The 7,401-nt window shown below is 69.6% G+C and carries 7 protein-coding genes and 1 pseudogene; all 8 read right to left on the minus strand.

The features are described 5' to 3' along the window. Nucleotide 1 precedes the first annotated feature (1 nt). Nucleotides 2–1,231 carry a Gfo/Idh/MocA family protein gene (locus ACNPQM_RS32750; RefSeq protein WP_418086798.1) on the minus strand — a complete coding sequence of 410 codons (1,230 nt, stop codon included), beginning with the start codon at nucleotides 1,229–1,231 and terminating at the stop codon, nucleotides 2–4. Between the two features lie 70 nt (nucleotides 1,232–1,301). Further along, nucleotides 1,302–2,339 carry a substrate-binding domain-containing protein gene (locus tag ACNPQM_RS32755; protein WP_418086799.1) on the minus strand — a complete coding sequence of 346 codons (1,038 nt, stop codon included), beginning with the start codon at nucleotides 2,337–2,339 and terminating at the stop codon, nucleotides 1,302–1,304. Nucleotides 2,340–2,449: 110 nt separating this feature from the next. Further along, nucleotides 2,450–3,499 carry an ABC transporter permease gene (locus tag ACNPQM_RS32760; protein WP_418086800.1) on the minus strand — a complete coding sequence of 350 codons (1,050 nt, stop codon included), beginning with the start codon at nucleotides 3,497–3,499 and terminating at the stop codon, nucleotides 2,450–2,452. Further along, entirely contained in the window at nucleotides 3,496–5,022 is a 1,527-nt protein-coding gene (locus ACNPQM_RS32765; protein ID WP_418086801.1) for a sugar ABC transporter ATP-binding protein, read from the minus strand. Before ACNPQM_RS32765 ends, ACNPQM_RS32760 begins: the two co-directional genes overlap by 4 nt. Nucleotides 5,023–5,146: 124 nt before the next feature. Beyond that, on the minus strand, nucleotides 5,147–6,328 hold the full coding sequence (locus tag ACNPQM_RS32770; RefSeq protein WP_418086807.1) for an ROK family protein: 1,182 nt from the start codon (nucleotides 6,326–6,328) through the stop codon (nucleotides 5,147–5,149). Nucleotides 6,329–6,486: 158 nt separating this feature from the next. Then, the gene (locus ACNPQM_RS32775; RefSeq protein WP_418086802.1) at nucleotides 6,487–6,699 is read right to left on the minus strand and encodes a helix-turn-helix domain-containing protein; all 213 of its coding nucleotides are present in this window, start codon (nucleotides 6,697–6,699) and stop codon (nucleotides 6,487–6,489) included. Nucleotides 6,700–6,846: 147 nt separating this feature from the next. Then, nucleotides 6,847–7,263, minus strand: a pseudogene (locus ACNPQM_RS32780) (GntR family transcriptional regulator); the annotation flags it as partial. A 33-nt stretch (nucleotides 7,264–7,296) separates the two neighbouring features. Next, nucleotides 7,297–7,401 (minus strand): zinc ribbon domain-containing protein (locus ACNPQM_RS32785; RefSeq protein WP_358862296.1); only part of this gene is annotated, 105 nt, incomplete at its 5' end.

Genomic DNA, 7,401 nt, shown 5'->3' on the forward strand with positions numbered 1-7,401 from the left:
CCTAGGACGCTACGGGGGTGTGTACGGAACTCTTCTCGGCGCTTTCCTCCACCGCCGCCAGCACCCGCTGCACCTGAAGTCCGTCGGCGAACGACGGAACCGGGTCCCCGCCTTCAGCGATCGTCAGGACCAGGTCGCGGGCCTGGTGGATGAAGGTGTGCTCGTAGCCGAGTGCGTGGCCCGGCGGCCACCACGCCTCCAGGTACGGGTGCGCGGGCTCGGTGACGAGGATGCGGCGGAACCCGGCGGTGGTGTCCTGCTCGGTGTGGTCGTGGAAGGACAGTTCGTTGAGGCGTTCCAGATCGAAGGCGAGCGAGCCGAGCTCGCCATTGATCTCCAGCCGCAACGCGTTCTTGCGGCCCGCCGCCATCCGGGTCGCCTCGAACGAGGCCAGTGCTCCGGATGCGAGCCTTCCGGTGAACAGGGCGGCGTCGTCGACTGTGACCGCCCCGCGTGCTCCGCCGTCCGCGGTGCCCGAGAGCCCGGCCGACGCTCCGACGAGCAGCGGTCGTTCCCGTACGAAGGTCTCGGCGACCGCCGACACCCCCACCAGGAGCTCCCCCGCCAGATACTGGGCGAGGTCGACGATGTGCGCCCCGAGGTCGCCGAGCGCACCGGATCCCGCGTGCTCGCGCTTGAGCCGCCAGGTGAGCGGCGACTCGGGGTCGACGAGCCAGTCCTGGAGATAGGTGGCCCGTACGTGCCGCAGGGCACCGAGCCTGCCGTCGGCGATCAGCGTCCGTGCGTACGCGATCGCCGGCACCCTGCGGTAGTTGAAGCCGACCATCGCCACCTGGCCGCGGGCCCTGGCCCGTCCCGCGGCCTCCGTCATGGCTTCCGCCTCGGCGACCGTGTTGGCGAGCGGCTTCTCGCACAGCACGTGCTTGCCGGCCTCCAGGGCGGCGATGGCAATCTCCGCATGGCTGTCGCCGGGCGTGCAGATGTCGACGAGCTGGACGTCGTCCCGGGCGATCAGGGCGCGCCAGTCGGTCTCCGCCGCCGCCCAGCCGTGTCGTTCGGCGGCGGCGGCGACCGCCGTACGGTCGCGTCCGCAGATCGCGGCGAGAGCCGGCTGCATCGGCAGGTCGAAGGCGTGTCCAGCGGTGCGCCACCCCTGTGAGTGGGCGGCGCCCATGAACGCGTATCCGACCATGCCGACCCCGAGCGTCGCCTTCGGCACAGTCGTCGGCGGCGCTGCGGCCTCCTGCTCCGTCTCTTCCCTACGGGCCATACGGGCTTCCTCCTCGTCGGTCGTTCGGTGGGCGCACTGCAGGAGGGTCAGCACCCTCCTGGTCGGCGGATCAGCTGAAGCCCGTCGGCAGGTACTGGTCGATGTTGTCCTTGGTGACGACGGCCGAGTAGAGGGTGAGGCTGGTCGGGATCTCCAGTTCGGAGAGCCCGTCGATGCCCTTGCCCTGCCCCAGGGCACGCGCCAGGTCGATGGCGGACGCGGCCATCGTCGGCGGGTAGAGAACCGTGGCCTTCAGGACGCTGTTGTCGGCCTTGATGGCGTCCATCGCGGACTTCGCGCCTGCGCCTCCGACCATCAGGAACTCGTCCCGGCCGGCCTGCTGGATGGCGCGCAGCGCGCCGACTCCCTGGTCGTCGTCGTGGTTCCACAGGGCGTCGAACTTCTTCTGCGCCTGCAGGAGTTGAGCCATCTTCGCCTGACCGGACTCGACAGTGAAGTCGGCGGCCTGACGGGCCACCAGCTTGATGTTGGAGTAATTCTTGAGGGCGTCGGCGAAGCCCTGGCTGCGCTGCTTGGTGAGCTCCAGGTTGTCGATGCCCGCGAGCTCGACCACCTTGGCGTTCGGCTTGTCCTTGAGCTGTTCGCCGATGTACGTGCCGGCATTGAGACCCATGCCGTAGTTGTCGCCGCCGACCCAGCAGCGGTAGGCCTGCGGTGAGGCGAAGATGCGGTCCAGGTTGACGACGGGGATGCCCGCCTTCATCGCCTCCAGACCGACCTGAGTGAGCGCCTTGCCGTCGGCGGGGAGGATGACGAGGACGTCGACCTTCTTGTTGATGAGGGTCTTGACCTGGCCGATCTGGGCGGCGGTGTCGTTGGAGCCCTCAGTGATCTCCAGGGTCACCTCGGAGTACTTCTCCGCCCGCGACTTCGCGTTCTCGTTGATGGCGTTGAGCCATCCATGGTCGGCCTGCGGTCCGGCGAAGCCGATGGTGACGGGCTTGCCCGGCTTGTCGTCGGCGGCCGGCTGATTGCTCTGCGCGGTCTGCGACTTCTTGGGCTCATTGCTGGTGCAAGCGGTGAGGAGAGCGCCCGCGGAGACGGCTGCGGTGCCGAAGAGCAGTCCTCTGCGGCTGGTTTCTGGCATGGCTGTCGAACCCTTCATCCGGTGCGTAGGTGGCATGCGGAACTGCGGGTGAGATGGGGTGAGGTGGAGTGGGGAGAGCCCGGGGGCTGGGGGTGTCCGGCGGACACCCCCTAGGCCTCCCCGTGGGCCGGGGTTCGGCGCTGGACCAGTACGGCGGCGACGATGATCGCGCCCTTGGCGATCTGCTGGACATCGGTCTGCAGATTGTTGAGCGCGAAGATATTGGTGATGGTGGTGAAGATGAGGACACCGAGGACGGAGCCGACGATCGTGCCGCGTCCGCCGCTGAGCAGGGTGCCGCCGATGATCGCGGCGGCGATGGCGTCGAGCTCGTACAGGTTGCCGTTGGTGTTCTGTCCCGATCCGGACAGGATGATCAGCATGAAGGCGGCGATGCCGCAGCAGAGCCCGGAGAGCAGATACAGGTAGAGCCGCTGCCGCCGTACATCGATGCCGGCGAGACGGGCCGCTTCCGCGTTGCCGCCGACCGCGACCGTGCGGCGTCCGAACGTCGTCCGGTTCAGCACCAGCCAGCCGATGACGGTGACCGCGGCGAAGACCATGACCAGCGGCGGGATACCAAGGACGTACGAGTCGGGCAGCCCCAGGTCGAGGACCGACTGGACAGTGACGATCTGTGTCTTGCCGTCGGTGATCTGCAGGGCGAGACCGCGGGCCGAGGCGAGCATGGCCAGCGTCGCGATGAACGGCACCAACCTCCCGTAAGCGACCAGCAGCCCATTGACGAGTCCGGCGCCGAGGCCGACGAGCACGGCGGTGAAGAGGATCCCCGCGAAGCCGTACTCCTGGGTGGCGAGCGTGGTCGCCCAGACCGAGGCGAGCGCGACCATCGCGCCGACCGACAGATCGATGCCGCCGCTGGTGATGACGAACGTCATGCCGACGGTGACGACGCCGATGACGGACGACTGGGTCAGGATCAGCTGCAGGTTCCCGGTGTCCAGGAAGGCGTCGGGCTCGGTGAACCCGCCGACGGCGATCAGTACGGCGAGGACGCCGAGCAACGACAGGTTGCGGACGTCCGCGCGCACCCCGAGGGCGCGCAGTCCGCCGCCCTTCGAGGGCGGCAGCGCGGCGGGGGCGGGCGGGGCCGCCTTGTCCGGCCCACCGTGCTGCGCCGAGGAGACGGGCTGAGTCATGACGTCGGGCTTCCTTCCATCACGAGGTCGAGTACGCGGTGCTCGTCGAGCTCCCGGGCGTCCGCCGTATGCACGACGCGGCCCTCGCGGAGCACCAGCACCCGGTCGGCGAGGCCCAGTACTTCGGGCACTTCGCTGGAGACCAGCAGAACGGCGAGGCCTTCGTCGGCCAGCCGGCGGATCACGGCATAGAGCTCGGCGCGGGCGCCGACGTCGACACCGCGGGTCGGTTCGTCGAGCAGCAGCACCCGGCAGCCGCGCAGCAGCCAGCGGGCCAGGACGGCCTTCTGCTGATTGCCGCCGGAGAGGGTGCGGACGGGGGTGTCCGGCTTGTCGGGGCGCAGCGAGAGCTCGCGGGTGGCGGCGCGGGCCGCCCGGCGCTCGGCTCCGCTGTCGAGCCAACCGGCCCGGGAGAAGCGGGACATGGAGGAAACCGACACGTTACGGGTGACGGATTCGAGCATCAGCAGGGCCTGCGCCTTGCGTTCCTCGGGGGCGAGTCCGATGCCTGCGGCGACGGCGGCGCGGACGCTGCCGGGGCGCAGCGGCCGCCCGCCGACGAGGACCCGGCCCGCGCTCGGCCTGCGGGCTCCGTAGATCGTCTCCAGGATCTCGGAGCGCCCGGATCCGACGAGTCCGGCGAGCCCGACGATCTCGCCGGGCCGCAGTTGCAGGTCGACGGGGGCGAACTCGCCTTCCCTGGCGAGTCCTTCGACGGTGAGCACGGGGTCCGGCCGGGTGTTCTCCGCCGGAGCCGCGGGGCGCTGCGGGAAGACGTATTCGACATGACGGCCGGTCATCATGGCAACGATGTCGCGCGTAGGGGTGGACTCGGCGGGCAGACCGACGGCGACGGCCCGCCCGTCCTTGAGCACGGTCACCCGGTCGCCGATCCGGCGGATCTCCTCCAGGCGGTGGGAGATGTAGACGACGGCGACCCCGTCGGCGGTGAGCCCGGCGACGATACGGAAGAGGTTGGCGACCTCGTCGGGGTCGAGGGCGGCGGACGGCTCGTCCATGACGATGAGCCGTACGTCGTGGGAGAGCGCCCGGGCCATGGAGACGATCTGCTGCTGGGCGGCGGAGAGCGCACCGACGGGACGGGCGGGATCGATCTCGGGGTGGCCGAGGCGCTTCAGCAGTGCGGCGGCGGCGGCGCGTCCTTCGCGGGTGCGGACGACGAAGCGGGCGGCGGTGGGTTCGTGGCCGAGGAAGATGTTCTCGGCGACCGAGAGGCCTTCGACCAGGTCGAGTTCCTGGTAGATGGTGGCGATGCCGAGACGCATGGCGGCGATCGGCGACTTGAGCGAGACGGGTGCGCCACGCCAGGTGATCTCGCCGCCGTCGGGCTGGTGGGCCCCGGCGAGCACCTTGATGAGGGTGGACTTGCCGGCGCCGTTCTGCCCGAGCAGACAGTGGACTTCGCCGGCCTGGACCTCCAGGTCCACGCCGTCGAGGGCGCGTACACCGGGGAACGACTTGGTGATGCCGGACATGGTGAGCAAGGGTGGTTCTGATGCCATGACAAATCCCCTCGGCGGGTGCGGGGCCGGTGAGCGGGCAGGGCGCAGTACTGTTCCGGGGGTCACCCCCCGGCCCCCGGCCAAAAGGGCAGGAGGCGGTTCGGTGGTGCGTACCGGCCGAGTATCAGGCCGGTGAGAAAAGGTGGTCGCTGATGAGCCGGGCGGCGCCGATCACTCCGGCGGCCGGCCCCAACTCACCCAGCACGATGGGGAGATTGCCGGTGGCCAACGGAAGGGACTGCCGGTAGACCTGGGTCCGGACGCTGGCGAGGAGCGTGTGGCCGAGGCCGGTCACACCGCCGCCGATCACCACTAATCCGGGGTTGAAGAAGCTGACAAGTCCGGCGATGACCTGGCCGACCCGGTTTCCGCCCTCGCGGATCAGGTCGAGCGACGTGGCGTCACCGGCGGCCGCGGCAGCGGCCACATCGGCGGCAGTAAGTTTCCCGGCCGCCGCCAGCCGGTCGGCGAGCTCCTGCGACTGTCCCGTGCGAGCCGCTTCCTCGGCATCGCGGGACAGCGCGGCGCCGCTGAAGTGGGCTTCCAGGCAGCCCCGGTTGCCGCAGGCGCAGGCGCGGCCTTCGGGTTCGACCTGGATGTGGCCGATGTCGCCGGCGCTGCCCGTCGTACCACGGTAGACGTCGCCTCCGACGACAATGCCGCAGCCGATACCGGTACCGATCTTGACGCAGAGGAAGTCGCCCACGGAGCGTGCGACGCCCGCATGCTGTTCCCCCATCGCCATCAGATTCACGTCGTTGTCGACCATGACGGGGCAGCCCAGCTCCTGGCTGAGTGCCTCGCGGACCGGGAAGCCGTCCCAGCCGGGCATGATCGGGGGTGCGACCGGTACGCCTTCGGGGAAGCGGACCGGTCCGGGTACGCCGATGCCCGCGCCGTCGAAGCCTTCGGCGAGTCCGGAGGCCCGGAGCTTGGCCGCCATGGACAGCACCTGTTCGAAGATCGCGACAGGTCCTTCGCGTACATCCATGGGGTGGTTGAGATGGCCCAGGACCTCCAACTCCGCGTTGGTGACCGCCACATCGATCGATGTGGCACCGATGTCGACGCCGAGGAAGCGCAGTGCGGGAGCGAGCCGGATGTTGTGCGAGCGACGCCCGCCGCGGGAGGCGGCGAGTCCGTCGGCCACGACGAGTCCGGTCTCCAGCAGCCGGTCCACCTCGACGGCGAGCTTGGAGCGGGAGAGATCGATCTGATCCCCCAGCTGTGCCCGGGAGTTGGGACCTCCGTCGCGCAACAGCCGGAGCAGTCGCGCCTGATGCGTATTCGCGGGTCGTGCCGTCATACGTCTCACGCGCCCCTCCCCGCCACATCGGCCTATCCGTTGGGCTTTCGAGTGGAACGTAGCAGCGGCTGCCGGAAGTGGGAAGAAGTTGCGCAGGAATCCACTACAACTTTCTCCACACCGAGGACAAAGGCGTGAGTGAAGGGGAGCGGCGGCGGTCAGGCCGGGATGAGTTGGTCGCGGCCGCGCAGGAGGGCGTGGCCGAGCTGGTTGACGGTGTGCACGGTGGTGTTGCGGTGTCGCTGACTGGTCACCAGGGAGGCGTCACACAGGGCGGTGATGTGGCGGCCGGCGTTCGGCGCGGTGGTACCAGCTCTGCGGGCGAGCTCGCCCGTCGTCGCACCATCGGCCACCGCAGAGAGGAGGATCACCCGCGTCGGCCCCACCAGGGCGCCAAGGGCCTGCCCGGCACTCGGATCCGCCTTCGGGCCGAGCCAATTGAGATCGCAGTCGATGCAGGCTGATGAGCATCTCCCCCAAGGGATCCGGCTCCTGAGCGAAGATCGGCAGCACAGGACCTAGTGATACGTCTTACGCGTGTGCTCCGTGTGCGCCCGCATGATCTCCGTGGCCCGCTGTTCGTCCCGCGAGGAGATCGCCGCGATCAGCGAGCGGTGTTCGGCCCAGGACCGGTTGCCGGGCCTGCGGACCACCGGTGTGCAGTACCAGCGGACGCGGCGGCCGACCTTTCCGGCGAGCTCGGCGAGCACCACATTGCCCGCCAGCTCCATGACCTTGGCGTGGAAGGCGGCGTTGGTGGCGACGGCGAGATCCACATCGTCGTCGGCGACAGCCTGCTCGCCCTTGGCGCAGAGCTCTTCGAGGGCGGCGATGCCGGCCCTGCCGGAGTTTGCCGCCGCCAGCCGGGCGGCCTCGGCCTCCAGCAGGGTGCGGACCGAGAGCAGCTGATCCGTCTCCTCCTCGGTGGGTTCGTGACTCCTCCCCCACCTGAGGGTGGGGGCTTCTCGCTATGCCGGCTGGGCTTCGCGACGGACCAGCCCGGCCCGTAGAACGTTCAGGGCGCCCACCGTGTCCGCGTGTGCCTGGTGGCCGCACGAGACGCAGTGGAACTT

The sequence above is a fragment of the Streptomyces sp. NPDC056231 genome (assembly GCF_048270745.1).
GTDB lineage: Bacteria > Actinomycetota > Actinomycetes > Streptomycetales > Streptomycetaceae > Streptomyces.

Excerpts from the sequence above, each read along its gene's own strand:
- ACNPQM_RS32750 (WP_418086798.1), bottom strand. The coding sequence starts at position 1,231 with ATGGCCCGTAGGGAAGAGACGGAGCAGGAGGCCGCAGCGCCGCCGACG.
- ACNPQM_RS32755 (WP_418086799.1), bottom strand. The coding sequence starts at position 2,339 with ATGCCAGAAACCAGCCGCAGAGGACTGCTCTTCGGCACCGCAGCCGTC.
- ACNPQM_RS32760 (WP_418086800.1), bottom strand. The coding sequence starts at position 3,499 with ATGACTCAGCCCGTCTCCTCGGCGCAGCACGGTGGGCCGGACAAGGCG.
- ACNPQM_RS32765 (WP_418086801.1), bottom strand. The coding sequence starts at position 5,022 with ATGGCATCAGAACCACCCTTGCTCACCATGTCCGGCATCACCAAGTCG.
- ACNPQM_RS32770 (WP_418086807.1), bottom strand. The coding sequence starts at position 6,328 with ATGACGGCACGACCCGCGAATACGCATCAGGCGCGACTGCTCCGGCTG.